General features: G+C 40.7%; 22 protein-coding genes. 21 read left to right on the plus strand and 1 reads right to left on the minus strand.

What is annotated here, in order from left to right; translation table 11 throughout:
• The first annotated feature begins 192 nt into the window (after positions 1-192).
• The 19 genes from V7149_RS02090 (at position 193) to V7149_RS02180 (ending at position 17209) form a co-directional block, all read left to right on the plus strand.
• Complete coding sequence (locus V7149_RS02090) at positions 193-1206, plus strand: ABC transporter ATP-binding protein (RefSeq protein ID WP_335344009.1); 1014 nt, start codon at positions 193-195, stop codon at positions 1204-1206.
• Positions 1187-2155, plus strand: coding sequence for an ABC transporter ATP-binding protein (locus V7149_RS02095; protein ID WP_335344010.1), 969 nt, complete (start codon positions 1187-1189; stop codon positions 2153-2155). The genes V7149_RS02090 and V7149_RS02095 overlap by 20 nt, the downstream gene beginning before the upstream one ends.
• A gap of 44 nt (positions 2156-2199) precedes the next feature.
• Positions 2200-3840 (plus strand): ABC transporter substrate-binding protein, encoded by a 1641-nt coding sequence (locus tag V7149_RS02100; protein WP_335344011.1) that lies wholly within the window; start codon positions 2200-2202, stop codon positions 3838-3840.
• Positions 3841-3902: 62 nt separating this feature from the next.
• Positions 3903-4910, plus strand: coding sequence for an ABC transporter permease (locus V7149_RS02105; RefSeq protein ID WP_335344012.1), 1008 nt, complete (start codon positions 3903-3905; stop codon positions 4908-4910).
• Positions 4911-4922: 12 nt separating this feature from the next.
• Complete coding sequence (locus tag V7149_RS02110; protein WP_335344013.1) at positions 4923-5822, plus strand: ABC transporter permease; 900 nt, start codon at positions 4923-4925, stop codon at positions 5820-5822.
• Between the two features lie 188 nt (positions 5823-6010).
• Complete coding sequence (locus V7149_RS02115) at positions 6011-7195, plus strand: ATP phosphoribosyltransferase regulatory subunit (protein WP_335344014.1); 1185 nt, start codon at positions 6011-6013, stop codon at positions 7193-7195.
• Positions 7192-7839, plus strand: a complete 648-nt coding sequence (hisG, locus tag V7149_RS02120; RefSeq protein ID WP_335344015.1) for an ATP phosphoribosyltransferase — start codon at positions 7192-7194, stop codon at positions 7837-7839. The genes V7149_RS02115 and hisG overlap by 4 nt, the downstream gene beginning before the upstream one ends.
• A gap of 12 nt (positions 7840-7851) precedes the next feature.
• Positions 7852-9123 (plus strand): histidinol dehydrogenase, encoded by a 1272-nt coding sequence (gene hisD, locus V7149_RS02125; RefSeq protein ID WP_335344016.1) that lies wholly within the window; start codon positions 7852-7854, stop codon positions 9121-9123.
• Between the two features lie 186 nt (positions 9124-9309).
• Positions 9310-9897 carry an imidazoleglycerol-phosphate dehydratase HisB gene (gene hisB, locus V7149_RS02130; RefSeq protein ID WP_335344017.1) on the plus strand — a complete coding sequence of 196 codons (588 nt, stop codon included), beginning with the start codon at positions 9310-9312 and terminating at the stop codon, positions 9895-9897.
• Positions 9898-10536: an imidazole glycerol phosphate synthase subunit HisH gene (gene hisH, locus V7149_RS02135; RefSeq protein WP_335344018.1), complete on the plus strand. Its 639-nt coding sequence runs from the start codon at positions 9898-9900 to the stop codon at positions 10534-10536.
• The gene (gene hisA, locus V7149_RS02140) at positions 10533-11261 is read left to right on the plus strand and encodes a 1-(5-phosphoribosyl)-5-[(5-phosphoribosylamino)methylideneamino]imidazole-4-carboxamide isomerase (RefSeq protein WP_335344019.1); all 729 of its coding nucleotides are present in this window, start codon (positions 10533-10535) and stop codon (positions 11259-11261) included. Before hisH ends, hisA begins: the two co-directional genes overlap by 4 nt.
• A gap of 1 nt (position 11262) precedes the next feature.
• Positions 11263-12021 carry an imidazole glycerol phosphate synthase subunit HisF gene (hisF, locus tag V7149_RS02145; protein ID WP_335344020.1) on the plus strand — a complete coding sequence of 253 codons (759 nt, stop codon included), beginning with the start codon at positions 11263-11265 and terminating at the stop codon, positions 12019-12021.
• Positions 12018-12659 (plus strand): bifunctional phosphoribosyl-AMP cyclohydrolase/phosphoribosyl-ATP diphosphatase HisIE, encoded by a 642-nt coding sequence (gene hisIE, locus V7149_RS02150; RefSeq protein WP_335344021.1) that lies wholly within the window; start codon positions 12018-12020, stop codon positions 12657-12659. Before hisF ends, hisIE begins: the two co-directional genes overlap by 4 nt.
• 407 nt (positions 12660-13066) lie before the next feature.
• A complete protein-coding gene (locus tag V7149_RS02155; RefSeq protein WP_335344022.1) occupies positions 13067-14131 on the plus strand; it encodes a cytochrome-c peroxidase in 1065 nt (354 codons plus the stop codon).
• 244 nt (positions 14132-14375) lie between these two features.
• Positions 14376-14561, plus strand: coding sequence for a hypothetical protein (locus V7149_RS02160; protein ID WP_335344023.1), 186 nt, complete (start codon positions 14376-14378; stop codon positions 14559-14561).
• A gap of 252 nt (positions 14562-14813) precedes the next feature.
• Positions 14814-15209 (plus strand): hypothetical protein, encoded by a 396-nt coding sequence (locus tag V7149_RS02165; RefSeq protein ID WP_335344024.1) that lies wholly within the window; start codon positions 14814-14816, stop codon positions 15207-15209.
• 258 nt (positions 15210-15467) lie between these two features.
• Positions 15468-15962 carry a DinB family protein gene (locus tag V7149_RS02170; RefSeq protein WP_335344030.1) on the plus strand — a complete coding sequence of 165 codons (495 nt, stop codon included), beginning with the start codon at positions 15468-15470 and terminating at the stop codon, positions 15960-15962.
• A gap of 43 nt (positions 15963-16005) precedes the next feature.
• Positions 16006-16347, plus strand: a complete 342-nt coding sequence (locus tag V7149_RS02175) for a class I SAM-dependent methyltransferase (RefSeq protein WP_335344025.1) — start codon at positions 16006-16008, stop codon at positions 16345-16347.
• Between the two features lie 409 nt (positions 16348-16756).
• Complete coding sequence (locus V7149_RS02180) at positions 16757-17209, plus strand: hypothetical protein (protein WP_335344026.1); 453 nt, start codon at positions 16757-16759, stop codon at positions 17207-17209.
• A gap of 472 nt (positions 17210-17681) precedes the next feature.
• On the opposite strand, the gene V7149_RS02185 is transcribed toward V7149_RS02180, so the two are convergent.
• A complete protein-coding gene (locus tag V7149_RS02185; protein ID WP_335344027.1) occupies positions 17682-17927 on the minus strand; it encodes a hypothetical protein in 246 nt (81 codons plus the stop codon).
• 272 nt (positions 17928-18199) lie between these two features.
• Between V7149_RS02185 and V7149_RS02190 the strand changes: the two genes are divergently transcribed.
• Positions 18200-19702: a tetratricopeptide repeat protein gene (locus V7149_RS02190; protein WP_335344028.1), complete on the plus strand. Its 1503-nt coding sequence runs from the start codon at positions 18200-18202 to the stop codon at positions 19700-19702.
• A 116-nt stretch (positions 19703-19818) separates the two neighbouring features.
• Entirely contained in the window at positions 19819-20769 is a 951-nt protein-coding gene (gene trxB, locus V7149_RS02195) for a thioredoxin-disulfide reductase (RefSeq protein ID WP_335344029.1), read from the plus strand.
• The last annotated feature ends 80 nt before the right edge of the window (positions 20770-20849 follow it).

The raw sequence follows: 20849 nt of genomic DNA on the forward strand, positions 1-20849 counted from the left end.
TTGGTTTTGTGTAAAAAATCGCCTTCCTAGTTAGAAAGCTAGGCTCTCAATTTAGGGAGTAAAAAAATCTATTCGCAGGATAAATTTCGACAAACCATTTTACTCACATATGTCATAATTATTAAAAGATTTGGCATATTCATAATATTTGTGACGTTATAATAAAATAAGAAATTTAAAGTAGGTGTGAATATGAGTAAAAAACCTATTCTTCAAATAAAGGATTTAAAGGTATCGTTTCAAACAGGAAAAAAGTTTGTACCAGCAATTGATGGAGTCAGTTTCGAATTGAACGAGGGTGAGATTTTAGGAATTGTTGGAGAATCAGGAAGCGGGAAAAGTGTAACCTCATTAACAACGATGGGATTGATTCCTTCTCCTCCGGGTAAAATTGAAAACGGCGAAATTATTTTTGAAGGAAAGGATTTAAAAAATATCTCTGAAAAAGAATGGAGAAAAATCCGCGGGAATCAAATTTCGATGATTTTTCAGGAGCCAATGACTTCACTGAATCCCCTTTTTACAATTGGAAACCAGTTAATGGAGGCTATTCGTTTACATACTGCAACATCAAAAAGTGCGGCAAAGGCTAGAAGCATAGAACTGCTTAAGCTTGTTGGAATCCCAAGAGCGGAAGGAATTATCTCTGAGTATCCGCATCAGTTATCTGGCGGAATGAGACAAAGAGTGATGATTGCGATGGCGATGGCCTGCAATCCGAGGGTGTTAATTGCGGACGAGCCGACAACTGCTCTTGATGTAACAATCCAGGCACAAATTCTTGCGCTTATGAAGGATTTAAACGAAAAAACTAACACATCTATCATTCTCATCACTCACGATTTAGGTGTAGTTGCAGAAATTTGTGAACGAGTGATAGTAATGTACTCAGGCCAAATCGTTGAGCAGGGGGATGTTCGAACGATTTTGAAGAATCCTCAGCATCCATATACGAAGGGTCTGTTGAAATCAGTGCCTGATTTAAGAGGAAAGAAAGATCGCCTTTATAGTATTCCAGGAAATGTACCGACACCCGGAACGGTTCATAAAGGATGTAGGTTTGCGGCAAGGTGTTCGGAGGTATTTGACCGCTGCCATGAAGAATCCCCTGAATTAAATATAATGGAGACGGATGGGCATAAGGTCCGGTGTTTACTACATACATTGAGGGAGAGGAGTGATGAACATGTCGGAGTTACTTCTTGAGGTAAATGGCCTGAAAAAGTATTTCCCGATAACGGGGGGGATATTAGGCAGGAAAAAGGGAGAAGTGAAGGCTGTCGATGATGTTTCTTTTTATGTGAATAAGGGAGAGACTCTTGGAATCGTTGGTGAAAGCGGTTGCGGGAAATCGACAACAGGAAGGCTGCTCATGCGATTAATAGAAGCAAGCGACGGCAGGGTTGTTTTCGAAGATAAAGAGATTACAAGTATGAGTAAATCAGAACTTAGAAAGACACGCAGGGATATCCAAATGGTATTCCAAGACCCATATGCATCATTGAATCCGCGCCATTCAATTGAGCAGATATTAGAGGAACCATTAATTGTACATGGCATCGGTACGAAAGAGGAACGAAAAAAGCAAGTTAAGGAGATGCTTGAAGTTGTGGGCTTGAGCAGCTACCATGCGAAAAGATACCCGCACCAGTTCAGCGGTGGGCAGCGCCAGCGGATTGGAATTGCTAAAGCTCTTATGACAAAGCCCAAGCTTATTATCGCAGACGAGCCTGTTTCAGCACTCGATGTTTCGATCCAAGCCCAAGTTCTTAACTTAATGAAAGATATCCAAAAGGAATTTCAGCTTACATATATATTTATCGCCCACGATTTAGGAGTTGTCCGACATATTAGCAACCGGGTTGGTGTGATGTATTTAGGTAGATTAATAGAGTTGGCCGAAAGTGAAGAGCTGTATGAGAATCCGAAGCATCCCTATACACAGGCGCTTCTTTCTGCGGTTCCTATACCGGATCCTGATATGAAGAGGGAAACAATATTAATTCAGGGTGAGCTTCCAAGCCCTTCAAATCCGCCATCAGGATGTGCATTCCATACTCGGTGTGCACAGTGTATGGATATATGTAAAACGACTAGACCAGAGGAACACAATCTAAACGGTCATTATGTTGCATGTCACTTGTATAACAAGTAGCAAGCAGCACTTATGATATAAAAAAAAAATGGGGGAAAATGCACATGAGGACAAAGACTTTCAAAATGCTGCTGATTTCTATATTAGCCATTAGTATGTTTCTAGTTGGCTGCAGCGGCAAATCAAATGAACCTGCTGGAAGCACTAACAGCACTAACAGCACTGACAGCGGTGACAGCGGCAGCAGCGAATCCGCGAAAAAAGACACACTCGTTTATGGACGTAGCGGAGATTCTACTTCTCTTGATCCAATCTCAACAACAGAAGGTGAAACATTCAAAGTAACAGAAAATATCTTTGAAACATTATTGGAGTATGGCGATCAAGATACTACGGTTAATCCAGGGCTTGCAGAAGAATGGTCAGTTACTGATGACGGTTTATCTTACACTTTTAAACTTCGCAAAGGTGTAAAATTCCATGATGGCACTGACTTTAATGCAGAAGCGGTTGTATTTAACTTTAACCGCTGGATGAATGGGAATGAGGAGAGCTTCCCGTACTACTCAATGTTTGGCGGATATAAAGGTGAAGAGGGACATGTTATTAAAGAAGTGAAGGCTGTTGATGATTATACTGTTCAATTTGATCTAACTAGACCACAGGCTCCGTTCCTTAAGAACATTGCGATGTCACCGTTTGGCATGGCGAGTCCTGCAGCTGTTGAAAAGTATGGAGATAAATTCAGAGAAAATCCAGTTGGAACTGGTCCGTTTAAATTCGTTGAATGGAAGCAAAATGATAGGATTACAATTGAAAAGAATACAGAATACTGGAAAGATGGCTATCCAAAGCTAAATAAAGTTATCTTCCGTGTAATTCCAGAAAACACTGCTCGTCTGAACGCTCTTGCAATAGGCGAGATTGACTTAATGGATGGTCTTAATAATTCAGATGAAGCAACTGTATTAGGTAATGACAATTTACAAATTATCGAACGCCCATCTATGAATGTTGGGTATATCGGTTTAACCACAAATCGCAAACCATTCGATAATAAGCTTGTTCGTCAAGCTATTAACCATGCAGTTGATAAGCAATCGATTATTGACGCGTTCTATGGAGGAAAGGCAGACGCGGCAGTTAATCCAATGCCATCTTCAATTGAAGGCTACAATGATGCAATCGAACCATACCCATATGATTTAGAAAAAGCAAAAGCTTTGTTGAAAGAAGCAGGTTATGAAAATGGCTTTGAAATCGATCTATGGGCAATGCCTGTAGCACGTCCATATATGCCTGAGGCACAAAAGGTTGCTGAGCTTATTCAAGAAAGCTTAAGCAAAATCGGTGTTAAAGCTAATATCCAATCTGTTGAGTGGGCAACGTATTTAGACAAAGCGTCAAAAGGTGAGTTTGATATGTTCATGCTTGGCTGGACAGGGGACAATGGGGATCCAGACAACTTCCTTTATACTTTGCTAGACAAAGATAGCATCGGAAGCAATAACTATTCTTATTACAGCAATGATGAGCTTCATGATATTTTGATTCAAGCTCAAACAGAGCCTGAACAAGAAAAGCGTAATGAATTATACAGAAAAGCGCAAGAAATCATCCATGATGATGCACCATGGGTTCCGCTCGTACACTCTACGCCATTATTAGCAGCTGCGAAAGACGTGGCAAATTACTTGCCGCATCCAACTGGCTCTGAAGCATTAACAAACGTGGAATTTAAATAATAATCATAAAATGGGGAGGGAATTTTCCCTCCTTATTTTAGTAATAAAAGAGGTGACAACAAATGCTTACATATACGGTACGCCGTGTTTTTTCATTAATACCTGTATTATTTGGAATGACACTCATTGTTTTTGCCATTATTCATGCAATTCCAGGTAACCCTGCACAAATCATTCTTGGACAAAGGGCAACGAAGGAGTCAATCGCGGTATTAACGAAAGAACTAGGCTTGGACAGGCCCTGGTACTTACAATATTTTGATTATCTTAATAACCTGTTACATGGTGACCTAGGAACCTCACTAAGGACAAGGGGGCCCATAAACGAGGAAATATGGCCGTTCTTGGCAGCGACGTTTGAGTTAACACTTGTTGCTATGATTATTGCCGTTTTTATTGGTGTGAATGCAGGGATTATCAGTGCTTGGTTCTCGAAATCATGGTTTGATTACGTTGCAATGGTCTTTGCACTTATTGGGGTATCCATGCCGATCTTTTGGCTGGGGTTAATGATGCAATGGGGATTTTCTAACGAATTAGGATGGTTTCCAACAACAGGAAGAGAGAATGTAAGGGACCCAGTATCCTCCATTACCAATTTGTATTTAATTGATACGTTAATTCAAGGAAGATTTGATCAGTTTACAACAGTTTTAAAACATCTAACCTTGCCGAGTCTTGCTCTTGCGACTATACCGATGGCTATTATTGCAAGAATGACGCGTGCCACGATGCTTGAGGTTATGAAATCCGATTACATTCGTACGGCTAGAGCCAAAGGTTTAAGAATGTTCTGGGTCGTTTATAAGCATTCATTAAAAAATGCGGTCATTCCAGTTCTAACTGTAATTGGTTTGCAAACAGGGCTGCTTTTAGGCGGAGCGATTTTAACGGAAACGATATTTGGCTGGCCTGGCATTGGCCGGTATTTATATGATGCAATCGGGTACAGAGATTATCCAGTTATCCAGTCAGGTATATTAGTGATTGCAGCCATTTTTGTTTTGATAAACTTAATCGTTGATCTGTTATATGCAGTCGTTGATCCAAGAATTAAATATACCAAATAGGAGGGATTGTTAATGGCTGAACTTGCAAAAAATGCGGCAAATACTACGCCAGTTGCTTCTGAAGAAAAGCTCATTCCTCCTTGGAAGGAAGCTTGGCTGTCATTTTGTAAAAACCGATTGGCTTTAGTTGGTTTAGGAATTGTTATCTTTTTTGTTATTTTAGCGATTATTGCTCCTTATATAGCTCCGTATAGCTTTAGGGACCAGGTTATAGCAGAGAGAATGCAAGCCCCCTCTAGCAAGCATTGGTTTGGCACTGATGATTTCGGCCGGGATATTTTTTCACGTGTTCTATATGGAGCAAGAATCTCCCTTTGGGTAGGATTTTTCTCTGTGTTAGGGTCGGTCTTTTTCGGGACCATTCTTGGAATTATCGCTGGTTATTATGGTCGTTGGGTAGACGCCATTATTTCAAGAATTTTTGATATAATGCTTGCGTTTCCGAGCATTTTATTGGCCATTGCAGTAGTGTCAATTTTAGGCCCATCTTTACAAAATGCGCTAATCGCAATTGCGGTTATTAACATCCCGAACTTCGGAAGACTTGTTCGGTCAAAGGTGCTAAGCGTGAAGCAAGATGAATATATTATGGCAGCACGTGCAGTAGGGATGAAGGATACTCGAATTCTTTTTCGTCATATTTTGCCGAATAGTATTTCCCCTGTTATCGTTCAAGCAACACTTGCGATTGCCACTGCTATTATAGAGGCTGCTGCATTAGGATTCCTTGGAATGGGCGCGCTGGCTCCAACACCAGAGTGGGGGAAAATGCTTGCCGATTCTAAAAACTATATCACACAAGCACCTTGGACATTAATTTTCCCAGGGCTGGCTATTATGCTGACTGTATTAGGATTCAACCTGATGGGAGATGGACTTCGAGATGCCCTCGATCCGAAAATGAAGCAATAAGATGGGGACTCTATTAGAGAGTCTCTATTTTTTTGTACAAAAATCCTGCTTCAATTTTCGATATTGCTCGAAAATTATAGTTATTAAATGGTTGACGTAAGTAATTATAAGCGATAAAATAATCTTTAACTTACTACCATATTAGCGAACTAAAGCATTTAGCTATTTAAGATACGAGGTGAACGGATTTGAGCCGCTTGTTTATGTTTGAAAAGCCCTTAGGGATGAGAGATACATTGCCAGATTTGTTTAATCGAAAACGGAAGGTAAGAGCTTCGATTGAAGAGGAAATGGAGCGCTGGGGCTACCAGTTTATTGAAACTCCAACACTAGAATACTATGAAACAGTAGGATCAGCTTCAGCGATATTAGATCAGCAATTATTTAAACTGCTGGATCAAGAAGGGCACACACTTGTCCTTCGCCCAGATATGACAGCTCCGATTGCGCGAGTAGCCGCTTCGCGTTTGTTAAAAAATGATTTGCCTATCCGCCTTGCTTATTCAGCCAATGTGTTTCGCGCCCAGCAAAGAGAGGGCGGACGGCCGGCGGAATTTGAACAAATTGGGGTAGAATGCATTGGCGATTATACGATTAGTGCTGATGCAGAAGGGCTCGCTTTAATTATAAGTTCCTTACAGGAAGCTGGGCTTGAGGATTTTCAGCTTTCTGTTGGGCATATCGGATTGACCCGCACTCTTTTTCTGCAAATCTTAGGAACAGAGGAAAGAGTTGATGCGTTGACAAGATTCTTATATGAGAAAAACTATGTTGGCTACCGGGAGCATGTGAAGGGACTCGGTCTCTCATCGATTGATAAGCAACGGCTGCTAGATTTTCTAAAGCTAAGAGGCGGAGCAGAAGTGATTGAAATGGCTTATAGCCTCCTTGAGAATGACTTGGGCAGAAAGGATGTTCTTCAGCTCCAGCAGTTATATGAAATGATGGATGACTATGGGCTCGTGGAAAAGGTGAAATTTGATTTAACACTTGTGAGTCATATGAGCTATTATACGGGAATCCTTTTCGAGGTATATGCGGGTAATGTTGGTTTTCCGATTGCTAGCGGCGGCCGTTATGATCAATTACTGCAAAAATTCGGGAAGGCAACCGGAGCGACTGGCTTTGCCATACGAATTGACCGCCTGCTTGAGGCCCTTAAGGACGAAGAAATGGAGCCACAAGCCACTTGTATATTATTTAGTCCGGAACGGCGGAAGGAAGCTTATCAAGTTGCTAAGGAGCAGAGAAGCATTGGAAAAAGAGTAGTTTTACAAGATATCAATGGGGTGAAGGACATTGATCAATGTACGAATCAATATGAAGACATCACCTTTTTAGTCGGCAAAGCGGGGAGGGAGACAGGAATATGAAGGATGCTTTAACCATCGCTATGCCAAAGGGGAGAATTTTTGAAGACGCGGTTGAACTGCTTCGCCAAGCTGGATTTCGTCTCCCCCCAGAGTTTGATGATTCAAGAAAACTGATTATTGATGTGCCGGAAGAAAGCTTTCGGTTTATTTTAGCAAAGCCTATGGATGTCCCAACCTATGTAGAGCATGGGGTCGCTGACCTTGGGATTGCGGGGAAGGATGTCATGCTTGAGGAAGAGCGTGATGTTTACGAGTTGCTTGATTTGAAAATAAGTGCGTGCTACCTCGCTGTGGCAGGCGTCCCAAACACGAAAATGAATAACGTAGCCCCTAAGGTGGCAACGAAATACCCGAATGTCGCGGCAGCTTATTTCCGTGAGCAAGGGGAGCAGGTTGAAATTATTAAGCTGAACGGGTCGATTGAACTGGCGCCATTAATTGGCTTAGCAGACCGGATTGTTGATATTGTTTCAACGGGGAGAACGTTAAAGGAAAACGGCCTGATTGAATATGAGCGGATAGTCGACATCACCTCCAGATTAATCGTCAATCCAGCAAGCTTTCGAATGAAGGATAATCGGATCAGTGAGCTTGTCGAACGTTTAAGTGAAGTGAAAAGATTGCAGAGCTTTGATGCCCTCTAAGGAGTGAAACGAATGCGGATTTTGAAAATAAATGAAGGTGTGTCCATCAAAAGGTCTGTCGATAGCGGAACAGAAGAACAGCGGGCGATTGTGAAGGGCATTATTGAGCAGGTTCGAGCAGATGGAGATGCCGCATTATCAGCCTTTACGGAAAAATTCGATGGGATCACCTTAACTCATTTTGCTGTTACGGAGGATGAAAAAAGGGAAGCTTATGAAGAAATAGATGATCGGATTTTGGGAATAATCCGAGAGGCTGCGGCAAATATTCGGTCTTTTCACGAAAAACAGCTGCGCCCATCATGGATGACAACCGAAGAAAATGGTACGGTTCTTGGACAAAAGGTAACTCCGCTAGATTCAGTTGGCCTATACGTGCCAGGCGGAACAGCTGCTTATCCATCCTCAGTGCTCATGAACGTGCTGCCTGCCAAGGTTGCAGGGGTCAAACGAATTGTTATCACTTCTCCCCCTGATAAAAAAACAGGGAAGCTTCCGCCAGCGGTTCTAGTAGCTGCTCAGGAGGTTGGAGCAGAGGAGATTTATAAAGTGGGCGGTGCTCAAGCTGTTGCGGCATTGGCTTATGGAACGGAAACGATTGCACCTGTAGATAAAATCACGGGGCCAGGAAATATATTTGTTGCCTTGGCGAAACGGGAAGTGTTTGGCGATGTCGATATTGATATGATCGCGGGCCCAAGTGAAATTGCGATTTTAGCAGATGATACGGCAAAACCAGATGAAATGGCAGCCGATTTATTATCGCAGGCCGAGCATGATGCGTTTTCCTGCAGTGTCCTCGTCACCCCATCAGAGAGCTTGGCAAAGGCTGTTTCAGCTGAAGTGGAGAAGCAATTGGCTTCACTGCCTCGTCAGGAAATCGCTGCACAATCGATTGAAAATTTCGGAGCGATTTATGTGGCAGAAACAATGGAAGAAGCAGTTGAAACGATTAATAGCCTTGCTCCCGAGCATTTAGAAATTGTAACGGAAAATCCGCTCGAGCTTCTAGGAAAAATCAGACATGCAGGAGCGATTTTTCTCGGACGCTTTAGTCCTGAACCTGTTGGTGATTACTTCGCCGGCCCTAATCATGTATTGCCAACAAACGGCACAGCCCGTTTTTCCAGTCCGCTTAATGTAGAGGATTTTCAGAAGAAATCCAGCATTGTTTATTACAGTGAAAAAGCCCTAAAAGAAAACGGGGAAAAAATCTCGGCATTTGCCCGGCTTGAAGGCCTCGAAGCCCATGCACGCGCAATTGATATAAGATTGAAGAAATAAAGGTCAGGGGGGAGTCCCTTGTCCTAGGTTTATCACAAATCGGGACAGAAGAAGTTCAAAACGCCCTTCCGTATAGAAAACGAGTTGTGAAGGTAGTTATAAAAGGTTCAAAACGCCCTTCCGCACAGAAAGTCAGTCGTGAAGGTAGTTATAAAATCACCCCAAGTCCCGCCAGGAGGAGAAAACATGACAAGAACTTCAGAAATTAAAAGGAAAACGAATGAAACGGACATATATTTGGCTTTTAATATTGATGGGCAGGGAGCTAGCAAGCTGGAAACGGGAGTCCCGTTTTTGACGCATATGCTTGACCTTTTTTCAAAGCATGGGCAATTTGATTTAACAGTCGATGCAAAAGGTGATATTGAAGTGGATGATCACCATACAACAGAAGACATCGGCATTTGCCTTGGACAAGTATTAAGGGAAGCTCTTGGCGACAAAAAAGGAATTAAACGATATGGAAATGCGTTTGTGCCGATGGATGAAGCGCTGGCGCAGGTGGTCATTGATCTAAGTAATCGCCCACACCTCGAAATGAGAGCGGAGTTTCCAAGCCAAAAGGTGGGCTCCTTTGATACAGAGCTTGTGCATGAATTCCTATGGAAGCTTGCCCTTGAAGCAAGAATGAATCTGCATGTGATTGTTCACTATGGTCAAAATACACATCATATAATTGAAGCGATTTTTAAAGCATTAGGACGAGCTTTACATGAGGCGACAACGATTGACCCTAACATTAAAGGAGTGCCATCTACGAAAGGGCTGTTGTAAATGATCGGGATTATTGACTATGGAATGGGTAATCTCTTTAGTGTCAGCAAGGCACTTGAGCGATTAGACACCTCTTACTTTATTTCTGAAAAAAGAGGAGAACTGCAAAAGGCAGATGGGCTGATTCTTCCTGGTGTAGGCTCCTTTAAAGATGCGATGGAGCTTTTAGAAAGATTGGAATTAGCGAGCATGATAAAAGAATACGTACAGCTTGGGAAACCGCTGCTTGGGATTTGTTTAGGCATGCAGCTATTATTTGAAGAAAGTGAAGAGAACGGGCTGACAAAGGGGCTTCAGCTGCTGCCGGGTTCTGTGAGAAGATTTCCTGGAGTTTCAGAGGACGGAGTGCCGTATAAAGTCCCGCATATGGGCTGGAATCGTCTTACTTTTGTTCAGCCATCGCCGCTTCTTCAATCAGTACATGAAAATTTTGCATACTTCGTTCACTCTTATTATGTAGATACAGACGATAAGAGCGTCGTTATCGCGGAAAGCAGCTATGATGTAAAAGTCCCGGCTGTTGTCGGAAAAGAAAATATATATGGGATGCAATTTCATCCAGAAAAAAGCGGACAATTAGGCATGGAGCTTTTAAGTAATTTTACTGGAATTGTATGGGAAAGGATGACCGAAAAATGAGCTTTACCATTTATCCAGCAATTGATATGCGAGGCGGCAAGTGTGTCCGCTTGCTACAGGGAGATTATAATCAAGAAACGGTATATGGGGATTCTCCTTTTGATATGGCAAAAAAGTTTGCAGATGAAGGAGCAAGCTGGATCCATATGGTCGACCTAGATGGAGCAAAGGATGGAAAAAGAGTCAATGACGCTTCTGTTATAAAGGCAGCCAAGGAGCTAAAGACTCATATTCAAATTGGCGGCGGCATTCGAACCGAAACCGATATTGCTCATTATTTGGAAAATGGAATTTCCCGTGTGATCATCGGAAGCGTTGCTGTTTCGAAACCAGATTTCGCGATTGAAATGATCAGGAAATATGGCAATCAAATTGCTGTAGGCTTAGATGCAAAGGACGGCTATGTAGCAACGCACGGCTGGCTGAACACTTCTGAAGTGAAGGCGGTTGAGTTAGGTAAACGCTTCGCGGATGCCGGAGCAGAGACGTTTATTTTTACAGATATTGCAACAGATGGCATGCTTGCCGGTCCAAATATTGAAGCAGTCAGACTGTTGGCAAAAGAAACAGGAAAAAGTGTTATCGCTTCTGGGGGAGTCAGTAAGCTTTCTGATTTAACTAGTTTAAAAGAATTTTACGATGATGGGGTAACAGGCGCCATTGTCGGAAAAGCCATTTACGAAGGGCGCTTTACAGTGAAGGAAGCATTGGGAGAGGTGAAGTAACATGCTGACAAAACGCATAATTCCATGCCTAGATGTAAAAGAGGGCCGCGTTGTGAAAGGAATTCAATTTGTGCAGCTTCGTGATGCAGGTGATCCAGTGGAGCTTGCCCGTTTTTATGATGAGCAAGGGGCTGATGAGCTTGTTTTTCTAGATATATCTGCTTCCGTTGAAGGCCGAAAAACGATGGTTGAGGTCGTTCGGGCGGTTGCTTCTGAATTGGCGATCCCGTTTACAGTTGGCGGCGGCATCAACTCATTAGAGGATATGAAAAGAATTTTACGAGCAGGGGCAGATAAGGTTTCTCTGAATACAGCTGCGGTTAACAATCCGAATTTGGTTACAGAGGGAGCCGAGTTTTTCGGTTCACAATGCATCGTTGTCGCGATTGATGCCAAGTACGATCCAGAGCTTGGATCATGGCGTGTATATACTCACGGGGGCCGGACGCCATCCGAATGGGAAGTCATCGAGTGGGCGAAGGAAGTGGCTAAGCTTGGTGCTGGCGAAATCTTGCTAACAAGCATGGATTCAGATGGAGAGAAGAATGGGTTTGATCTTGCTTTAACAAAAGCCGTTAGTGAAGCGGTGACGATTCCGGTTATTGCTTCAGGAGGTGCAGGAAACGCGGAGCACTTTGCCGAAGCCTTTGTGGAGGGGAAAGCAGATGCGGCGTTGGCTGCTTCAATTTTTCACTATAAAGAAACGTCAGTAGCTGAAGTGAAGGCTTATTTAAAGGAAAAAGGAGTGCCTGTCCGATGAATATCGAGGAGCTATCATTTGATGAAAAAGGCCTCATCCCGGCAATCGTTCAGGATGCGACTACACGCGAAGTTTTGACATTAGCTTACATGAACCGGGAATCTCTTGAAAAATCAATCGAGTCAGGTGAAACGTGGTTTTTCAGCCGTTCTAGACGGGAGCTTTGGCATAAAGGAGCAACAAGCGGGAACACCCAGCGAATTGTTGAAATGAAATTTGACTGTGATAAAGACTCGATTGTGTTGCTCGTAGCTCCAGCTGGACCTGCTTGCCATACTGGGGCAGTAAGCTGTTTTGAGGAGAGCCTTTATCAATCGGGCGAATCTGCTGGCAGCCTATCAGATTATAGCATTCTCTTGTCTCTTGAAAAATTGATTAAAGAGCGGGAAGCGGAACGACCTGAAGGAGCCTACACGACTTATTTATTTGAAAAAGGCGTAGATAAAATTTTAAAAAAGGTTGGAGAAGAAGCAGCTGAGGTCATCATCGCCGCGAAAAACCGCGACAAAGAAGAGTTAAAATGGGAAGCGGCCGATCTGCTTTATCATTTACTCGTTTTACTTAGAGAGCAGGAGCTTCCGTTTAAAGAAGTGTTGAGTGTTTTGGATAAAAGACATGAAAAGAAATCAGCTGAATAGAGGAAGCGCATATATAGGGTATGAATGAGGAGACCAAATCACATAATGATTTGGTTTTTTTAGTATAGCTTTTCTTCGGGGGTGGATAAAAAGGAAAGTTTCTGTGATTAGTCATCGCAGGAGCTTTTCTTTGATTGTTCCGAAGTCACTGGTGTTTTTCTACGATAGAATCGTTTTCCACAAGATTTATTGCCCTTTGCATTATTTGTACCTACTAAGAGTAATTTTGATTTAATTATGTTTTCAATATAAATAACGGGCAAACGTAACATTGTGAAATATGTCACAATGTTTTCGAAAATGACTAGTAAATAAGAATAATTTTAATAATATAATTAATTTGAAGTTGGAGGAAAAAATACCCTAAACTTCCAATTTCGCAAAGTGAAATATAGGAGGGCATTTTTATGAAAAAAGTTAGCTATGTTTTATTAGTCATGTTACTTCTTGCAATCCTTGGCGCTTGTAGCAAGAATGAAGGTGCGGCAGTACCGGAAGACACTAACAAAGATGCAATAGTGAAAGAAGATGTTAAAGACCCAGAGCTAGAGGCAGCGAAAGCGAAGTTCGAGCCATTAGGTGAGATGCCGATTCCAGCAGACAATCCAATGACTGATGAAAAAGTAGAGTTAGGAAAGACGTTATATTATGACCCACAACTATCCGGGAACAACGTACAGAGCTGTATGTCATGCCATGCTCCAGGAGCAGGCTTCGGGGATGGAATGGAAAAGTTTATTGGTTTTGAAGGTTTTAAAGGTCCAAGAAACAGTCCAACAATCATCAATTCTGGCTATTATGCAGCTAATTTCTGGGATGGGCGAGCAGGTAGTTTAGAAGAACAAGCTTTAGGTCCAATTCAATCTGAAGTCGAGATGAACCAAAACTTGGATGAATTAGTTATTGAATTAAATGGTGTACCTACATATGTAGAGCAATTTAACACGGTTTTTAATGATAAAATTTCAGCTGATAATATTGCAAAGGCTATCGCTGCATTTGAACGGACAATTGTTATTTCCGATACGGCATTTGATCGTTATCTTCAAGGGGAAGAAGATGCAATTAGTGCTGATGCAAAAGATGGAATGAAATTATTTGTCGGAAAAGCAGGATGTATTTCTTGTCACGCAGGACCATTATTATCAGATCATAACTATTATAATTTAGGGATGTCCGGCGATGATGGCCGTTTCAATGTAACAGGGAAAGAAGAAGATAAAGGGAAATTTAGAACTTCCGGTTTAAGAGGTGTTGCCCATACTGCACCGTTTATGCATGACGGAAGCCTAGAAACGTTAACGGACGTTGTCCAATACTATAATGAAGGCGGAGGGGACCATCCGAATAAAAGTGTCCAAATGAGTCCTTTAAATTTAACTGAAAGTGAAGTTAATGCACTTATTGCTTTCTTAGAGAGCTTGAGCGGCGAGCTTCCAAAAGTTGAGACACCAGAGATTCCTTTAAATTAGTGCGAACAAAAAGACGGATCCTTATATAGTATAGGGTTCCGTTTTGAGGTGCATTTTGATTAAATGGAAATTGGCACAGGATTTAACCTGTGCCGATTTCCATTTCTATAAAGGTTTTTAAAACTTTATAGAAAATTGACAGATGAAATGACATAATAAAATTAAAGAATAATGATTGTAAAATAGGACATTAAATATAACGTAAATTAAGTTTGCGAAATAGTAATTATAGGGGGTGTATTAAATGAGTAGAGACACAAAGAATGTAATTTTGCTTGTTTTAGGGTTAATATTAGTAGCATTATCGAGATTCCCTATTATGTCGCAACCGATAGCCATATTAGTTGGGATAATCGGAGCAATTGTAATCATCTTCTCAGCTATTCTATTATATAGGACTAAAAAGAACAAAAACGAAGTTAATAATTGAATCTTTTATTTATGTGTCTTGTTCAATTCACAAGTGCTTAATAAGACATTTTAGATTTACAGTGTCAAAAAACTCTATAAACAATAAAAAAGGTGTGTCAAAACTGTTGTCAGTTTTCACCCTATTTTTATTGTCATTTTTGTGAAATGCACCTCAAAACTGAACGGTTTACTTATATAGGTGGCGGTCTTTTGGTAACTGTGAAGCCTATATTGTTTTAAATCGAATACACTTTACTAGGAGGTGCGCAAATTGAATAAAATCCTTATGCAAGTAAGCAGATATTTTTTAGGTGTTGTTTTCTTGGGGGCAGGTTTAAATGGTTATGCTGTTATCTTTGGATTAGATCCAATTGTACCAACAAGTCCTCAAGCCATGGCATTATTCGAATTTAAATATCTTTTAATTGTGGAAAAATCTTTAGAGGTTATATGTGGAATTTTACTCTTATTCAATCAATTCACCCCATTGGCCATTGCAATTTTATCCCCAATCGTAGTAAACATTTTCTTACTTCATTTGTTTCTGGACCATTCGTTACTCCTTTTAGCAGTAGTGCTAACCATCGCTCATGGTTATTTGATGTTTTATTATAGAAAAAACTTTACGAGTATATTCGAGAGAAAAGCAAAACCTTCTATTGAATAAGATTTAACTTTTTCAACACACTCACCAAAAAGTGTTTGTAGATAAATCAAGATAATATATGGTGTAGAATGGCGTTTCCTTAATTTTTTGGGGAACGATTTTTGTCGTTTAGAAAGTTTGAATAAAAAATTACTGAAAAGTGCTGATTCTACGCAACTGGGCAATTATGCCGTAATGAATGACATTCAAAAAGAAGGAATTTTTGATTGAAAAGCAAATCCCTATTAGAGAGCGAGGAAATAGATCGAGGTGTTTAAAATAAGGAAATTCTTTGAATACAATTGGCAGATAAGAGATGAATGGTTTCATTGGTGTGAGCAGCTGACGGCAGAGGAGTTAAATAAAAAACGTGTTGGGGGTGTAGAAAGTATACTATATACACTTTTTCACGTTATTGATGTGGAATATAGCTGGGTAAGGGGGATTCAAAAAAAAGAGGATAGAGTATTCAAGTTTAGTGATTACGATACCCTTCAAAAGGTTAAATCTCTCTCGGATGAACTGCGAAAGGAAATAAGAGATTTTTTAGAGACAAATATTGGCTATATAAAGGATGATATTGTGAGTGTTCCATGGGACCATGACAAGTATACAACTGATGAAATTTTACACCATATTGTCGCCCACGAAATTCATCATATTGGTCAACTTTCTGTTTGGTCAAGGGAATTAAATTTTGTTCCAGTCCAAGCGAATTTTATTGGGAGGAAATTGAATTTCACTGGGGTTAATACGAGTAATCCATTTGATTAAACTGAATGCTCGTAATTTAATAAAACTTTTTGGAGGGGCATTCATGTTAAACAATCAAGGATTTAATTTATGGGCGGATAATTATGATAAGACGGTTCAGGCTAGTGAAGAAACTAACCGCTATCCTTTCGCTGGCTACAAAAAGATTCTTAACACTATTTTTAATGAAGTCATGCAAAAAAAGAACTCTAAAGTTTTAGACATTGGGTTTGGGACAGGAGTATTGACAAGTAAATTATATGAAAATGGACATCAAATAGATGGCTTAGATTTTTCATCAAAAATGATTTCAATTGCTAAATCTAAAATGCCGATAGCAAATTTAATAGAATGGGATATGGAATTCCTCCTGAGTTTCAAAATAATAAATATGAAACAATTGTAAGCACGTATACATTGCATCATTTAACAGATAAAGCAAAAATATCATTCATAAAAACTCTGATATCCGTTCTTAAAGAAAATGGTAAAATATTTATTGGCGATATTTCTTTTGAAACAAGGGAGCATCTTGAAGAATGCCGGAGAAAGAGTATTGATTACTAGGATCATGATGAATGTTATTTTGTGTTTAATGAGATCCATTCATCATTAAAGAATGATTGTAATTGTGAATTTTATCCGCTTTCTCACTGTGACGGAGTAATAGTCATAACAAAGCGATAATGTAAAGGTATTATAAGGGACGGGCAAGTTATTCTGGCCGGATTAGTTCAACCGTATAGAGTTTGTCCAATCATCATTACTTGTTTCTGAATACCATACAGCATCTTGTACAGAAAAGAGGTGAATTGGTGGGAATTCGGCGTTGTACTTGCAATGGGGTTGCGACTGCTACAATAGTCCCTATAGATGTTAGAATTAACGGAGTTGAGCACACAGGCACGATAACAATAAATGCAAATATTTGTTCTAACTGCCAACTAAATGAAAGCTTTATCAATTTTTCATATAGGGATGATGTAAACGTTGAAAATAATTTCAACTTTACATCTCAATCTGTTGCAGCCCCATCTTGTAGATTTGGGGAAGAATCGGAGTTTTTACAAACCTCCGCAACAGGAACAACGGATGGTGAAAGATTCAGTGGGGAATCAGTATTATCCTCGTTTGGATTAGGTGTGGACGGTGCTGCCAATGTTTTTATTAGAGGAATCAATCTAGTAGATGAAGATGGAGACACGTTTGTTCAGGAAAGTGATATTATCATTGATACAGGAAGAGTCCTCTCCTGTGATTCAGTTTAGCAAAAAAACAGAATATGTATAATGCAGTAGATGCTGAAAAGGGATCTGCAGTTGAGGAGCAGGTGTGAAGTCTGCTCCTCATTTAATTCTTGAATAGATCAGAAAGTCGTTGATATATTGATACTATCATATCACTAATGTTCGTTAATATTTCGTACTGGTTTCCATCCTCAGGCAATGATGATAATCCTCCACTGTCCATCCCGTTTACTTGAAGATACTTGTATAGCTCGGAACCGTATATCCATCCATCTATCCTCCAATTAACCTAATGAATAGTGGTTAGCAGTCAAGACAATGGGGTGGTTCTAACGAAAATATCGCATTAATATGATGGATTTCCAAATTTAAGCACCGTTAAAATTTCATCCTCCGCGCCATCGGTTCGACAACCCAGTCCGTCAATCCTTTCAAAAATGCCCAAATCCATCATGATTTCAGAGGAAGATGCTTATTATAGAAGAACGTGTATTCAATGTCTTGAATAGCCCCGCGCAATTTGGGAAAAGGACATACGTGCGTCTTGTAGAGCAAGCTTAGCTGCCTCCGCTCCCATAAACGAAGCCGTTTCATCTTCAACAAAATGCCGCTGCTTCACTCCAGATTTGTTTTCCGACCAGCCACCCTCTGCACCAATCATTTGATCAATTTCTGAAGCCGTTACTAACCGTTTCGGCAAATAGGACCCGATTCCCTGTATCCTTACATTTCGTTTCATGATGTCACACCTCATGTTTAGATCATTCGTATAAAAATAAAATAACAGATACAATTAGAAATTACTTTAAAATTTTCAAAAAAATGCATGTTACAATTTATTACCTTCATATAAGGCATTATTGCTATTTGTATGCAAAGGTTTACCTTGTTGTACTTAAATAAGCACTTCATAAGAGGGGCTTTCTAAATAAGTTAATATTCTCCAATCCCTTCTCCAACAGCTTGTTCTTGTGATATACTACTTGAGTTAATAAGAAAGTGGAGGATTTCATGAGCAAAGACTCTAAAGCAAGACAAACAACAGGAAAATTACTATTATTTAACCCGACAGGTGAGTATTATTTTGCAAAAGGCTTGAAGGCTTACCACAAAAGGGATCTTTATAAAGCAAAAAAATATTTACAGCGCGCGGTACAGCTAGAGCCCTATGAGCCCATGATTGTCTGCCAATTAGCTGTTATTTGTTCGGAATTAGGTGAGTACCAGCAGGCGAATAAGCTTTTTCTGGAAATTATTGAAGAGCTTGATGCGGATATGGTGGAATGCCATTATTTTCTTGCCAATAACTATGCTCATCTAGGTTACTTTAAGGATGCTTATCACCATGCGAATTTATATATGGAATTAGACGAGGATGGAGAATTTGCCGAGGAAACGCTCGATCTTCTCGAACTGCTGACGATGGAAGCGGAAGATATGGATGAGATGCTTTACGAGCAGGATGATCTCATTACGAAACAGGAGGAGGCCAGAGAACTGTTGGAATCTGGTCATTTTCCAAAAGCCGTTGAAATTCTGAACTCTGTCATAGATGAATATCCCGAATATTGGTCGGCTTATAACAATTTGGCCCTTGCCTATTTTTATCTCGGAGAAATCCAAAAGGCTGCTGATATTCTAGACAAGGTTTTTGAAGAAAATCCAGGGAACCTGCATGCTTTGTGCAACAAGCTTGTTTTTGCCTTTTACGAGCGGGATTATAAGGAAGTAAAGGCGCTTAAAGAGGTCCTGAAAAAAATCAAACCATTATCCATTGAGCACCAATTTAAGCTTGGGGCAACACTAGCATTAATTGGCGAGTACGAATCCGCTTTTTCTTGGCTTAGAAGGCTTCAGAAAAAAGGCTTTGATGGAGATGGGGCTTTTTATTATTGGCTGTCCTATGCTGCCCATTTTACCGGGAGAGAACAAATCGCAAAATCAGCCTGGGAAAAAGCGGTTGAATTAAATCCAGATAAAGCTGGCTTCGAGCCTTGGAATGATGAAAAGGAGCAAAAAAGCGGATTTGAAAATCATCATGCTTCCATCCTTAAAAAGCTGGATAGTGAACATATTGAAGAGCGTCTATTTGCCCTGTTCTTAACGGCCATGTCAGATGGAAAAGAACAACTGCTGGCTTCAAAGGAAATGAATCAAAACTTTAAATTCTCCCATTTGGAGAGGGAATATGTATCCTTTATCCGTAAGGGAGGAAAATCAACCCCCATTCATGATGTTGCCGCGATATTGTATAAGAACTACCACCCGATTGGCACGGTCGAAGCAGGATTATTTCTAATGTGGTTTACCGTTTTTGTTGAGGCCATTAATCAAAATCAGCTCATAAAAAATGATGCAGCATGGGCAGCAGCTGTTGAATATACTTGGATCAAAGCGAGAGAGGGAAAAGGATCTCAGCAGCACATAGCTGAAAAGTACGGAATCTCGTCCTCCACTTTAGGCAAATATGTGAAGCTTCTGAAAACAATTACTTCTTCACGAGCAGATATTTAGACATATTCTCCTAATTTTTATAGGATGAATGTAGGAAGGCTATAATAAAAATATGTCTAATTGATATAGCCGAATATATGTAGAAGTAGGCTATTTTATTGAAGGAGTGAAGCAACGTGTCTGAAGAAAAAATTTATGATGTTATTATAATCGGAGCGGGTCCAGCTGGGATGACCGCGGCTGTATATACATCTAGAGGCAGCCTGTCCACCCTGATGATTGAACGCGGTATTCCAGGCGGGCAAATGGCAAACACAGAAGAGGTTGAAAACTATCCGGGCTTTGATCATATTCTAGGTCCAGATCTATCAACGAAAATGTTTGAGCACGCTAAAAAGTTTGGTGCAGAATATGCATATGGCGATATTAAGGAAATTATCGATGGGGAAGAGTTTAAAACTGTTGTGGCAGGCTCTAAGCAATACAAAGCCCGCGCTGTGATTATTACAACCGGTGCCGAGTATAAGAAGCTGGGTGCCCCAGGCGAAAAGGAATTAGGCGGCCGCGGCGTTTCTTATTGTGCGGTTTGTGATGGTGCTTTCTTTAAAGGGAAAGAGCTTGTCGTAATCGGAGGCGGAGATTCAGCGGTTGAGGAAGGCGTCTACTTAACTCGCTTTGCTACAAAGGTAACGATTATCCATCGCCGTGATGAGCTTCGCGCACAAGCGATTTTGCAGAAGCGTGCCTTCGACAATGATAAAATTGAATTTATCTGGAGTCATACGGTTAAGGAAATTAACGAGAAGGACGGCAAGGTAGGAAGCCTTACTCTTGTGTCAACTAAAACAGGCGAAGAGCAAGAATACAAAGCAGATGGTGTGTTTGTTTACGTTGGTATGCTCCCACTATCAAAGCCTTTCGAAAATCTCGGCATTACAAATGAAAACGGATATATCGAAACGAACGAGAATATGGAAACAAAGGTCCCAGGCATTTTCGCAGCGGGCGATATCCGTGAAAAGCAGCTCCGTCAAATCGTAACCGCAACAGGAGACGGCAGTATCGCCGCACAAAGTGTTCAGCACTATGTGGAAGAGCTAAAGGAAAAATTAAAGATACAAGCTTAATTTTTTAGGAAAAGCCGCCCGCTGGATGAATGTCCGGGAGCGGCTTTTTTTGTGCGGAAGGTTATTGGACAGGAAACGTG

Origin of the sequence: Bacillus sp. JJ1503, assembly GCF_036965125.1 — a bacterium.
Lineage (GTDB): Bacteria > Bacillota > Bacilli > Bacillales > Cytobacillaceae > Cytobacillus.

What these genes read in the sequence shown, in the direction of transcription:
- V7149_RS02090 (WP_335344009.1), top strand. Translation starts at nt 193, where the DNA reads ATGAGTAAAAAACCTATTCTTCAAATAAAGGATTTAAAGGTATCGTTT.
- V7149_RS02155 (WP_335344022.1), top strand. Translation starts at nt 13,067, where the DNA reads ATGAAAAAAGTTAGCTATGTTTTATTAGTCATGTTACTTCTTGCAATC.
- hisG (WP_335344015.1), top strand. Translation starts at nt 7,192, where the DNA reads ATGAAGGATGCTTTAACCATCGCTATGCCAAAGGGGAGAATTTTTGAA.
- hisH (WP_335344018.1), top strand. Translation starts at nt 9,898, where the DNA reads ATGATCGGGATTATTGACTATGGAATGGGTAATCTCTTTAGTGTCAGC.
- V7149_RS02105 (WP_335344012.1), top strand. Translation starts at nt 3,903, where the DNA reads ATGCTTACATATACGGTACGCCGTGTTTTTTCATTAATACCTGTATTA.
- V7149_RS02100 (WP_335344011.1), top strand. Translation starts at nt 2,200, where the DNA reads ATGAGGACAAAGACTTTCAAAATGCTGCTGATTTCTATATTAGCCATT.
- V7149_RS02110 (WP_335344013.1), top strand. Translation starts at nt 4,923, where the DNA reads ATGGCTGAACTTGCAAAAAATGCGGCAAATACTACGCCAGTTGCTTCT.
- hisIE (WP_335344021.1), top strand. Translation starts at nt 12,018, where the DNA reads ATGAATATCGAGGAGCTATCATTTGATGAAAAAGGCCTCATCCCGGCA.
- V7149_RS02160 (WP_335344023.1), top strand. Translation starts at nt 14,376, where the DNA reads ATGAGTAGAGACACAAAGAATGTAATTTTGCTTGTTTTAGGGTTAATA.
- V7149_RS02190 (WP_335344028.1), top strand. Translation starts at nt 18,200, where the DNA reads ATGAGCAAAGACTCTAAAGCAAGACAAACAACAGGAAAATTACTATTA.
- hisD (WP_335344016.1), top strand. Translation starts at nt 7,852, where the DNA reads ATGCGGATTTTGAAAATAAATGAAGGTGTGTCCATCAAAAGGTCTGTC.
- V7149_RS02185 (WP_335344027.1), bottom strand. Translation starts at nt 17,927, where the DNA reads ATGAAACGAAATGTAAGGATACAGGGAATCGGGTCCTATTTGCCGAAA.
- V7149_RS02095 (WP_335344010.1), top strand. Translation starts at nt 1,187, where the DNA reads ATGTCGGAGTTACTTCTTGAGGTAAATGGCCTGAAAAAGTATTTCCCG.
- V7149_RS02175 (WP_335344025.1), top strand. Translation starts at nt 16,006, where the DNA reads ATGTTAAACAATCAAGGATTTAATTTATGGGCGGATAATTATGATAAG.
- hisF (WP_335344020.1), top strand. Translation starts at nt 11,263, where the DNA reads ATGCTGACAAAACGCATAATTCCATGCCTAGATGTAAAAGAGGGCCGC.
- hisB (WP_335344017.1), top strand. Translation starts at nt 9,310, where the DNA reads ATGACAAGAACTTCAGAAATTAAAAGGAAAACGAATGAAACGGACATA.
- hisA (WP_335344019.1), top strand. Translation starts at nt 10,533, where the DNA reads ATGAGCTTTACCATTTATCCAGCAATTGATATGCGAGGCGGCAAGTGT.